The organism is Gordonia sp. GONU (assembly GCF_024733855.1).
In the GTDB taxonomy this organism is placed as follows: domain Bacteria; phylum Actinomycetota; class Actinomycetes; order Mycobacteriales; family Mycobacteriaceae; genus Gordonia; species Gordonia amicalis.
This window is the reverse complement of sequence record NZ_JANRHB010000086.1, coordinates 1-932: the sequence shown is the minus strand read 5'-3', so window position 1 is coordinate 932 and position 932 is coordinate 1. Positions and strand designations below refer to the sequence as shown.

The following is a 932-nucleotide window of genomic DNA, read 5'->3' as shown; positions in this document are numbered from 1 at the left end:
CTATCGGGTGCCACACGCGGTGTCCTGCCGGCTGCTCGGGGTCAGCGAGGCGTGGTTCTACAAATGGCATAAGCGGACCCAATCGCCGGGTGCGGCAACGGGTTTGCACACCACCCGCGACTATCGCCGGGACACCATCGACCGGGCCGTGGCGGTGGCGTTCGACAAGGCCCGCGGCCTGCACGGGTCACCGCGCCTGCATGCGGATCTGCGTGCTGACGGGTGGACGGTGACCGAGAAGACTGTCGCTGATTCGATGTGTCGTCAGGGCCTGGTCGCGCGGCGGATCCGCCGGCGCAACGGGCTGACCCGTCAGGACAAGACCGCCCCGAAGTTCCCCGATTTGTTGGGTCGCGATTTCACCGCACAGTGCCCCGATCAGCGGTGGGTCGGCGACATCACCGAGATCCCGACCGCGGCGGGCAAGCTGTATCTGGCCACGGTCATCGACCTCTACAGTCGCCGCCTGCTGGGGGCGGCCACCAGTCGTCACCCGGATGCAGCGTTGGCGTGTGCGGCGATCGAGATGGCGGTCGCCACGCGGGGCGGTATGCAGGCGATATGGCGTGATGACGATGCGCAGAAGCTGATTTTCCACACCGATCGTGGGTCGACGTACACCGCGAAACGGTTCACCAGGCTGTGCCAGAAGATGGGTATCCGGCAGTCGATGGGCCGGGTCGGATCGTGTTTCGACAACGCCGCAGCGGAGGCATTCTTCTCTTCTTTGGAGTGGGAAGTGTTGTCACGCAACGAGTTCCATACTATCATGGAGGCGCAGGCGGTCGTGTTGGAGTGGTGCTACGGCTTCTACAATCACCAGCGTCGCCACAGCGCGATCGGGATGATGAGTCCGGTCGACTACGAGAACACCGCAGTCACCGAGCCCGAAGCCGCATAGAGGAGTCCTCCACGATTCCGGGGGAACCACA

1 protein-coding gene is annotated in these 932 nt (G+C 64.4%); it reads left to right on the top strand.

All coding sequences use genetic code 11. The annotated features are described in order from the left end of the window. On the top strand, window positions 1-901 hold a 901-nt coding region (locus NWF34_RS25260), incomplete at its 5' end, for an IS3 family transposase (protein ID WP_258326399.1). Between the last annotated feature and the right edge of the window lie 31 nt (window positions 902-932).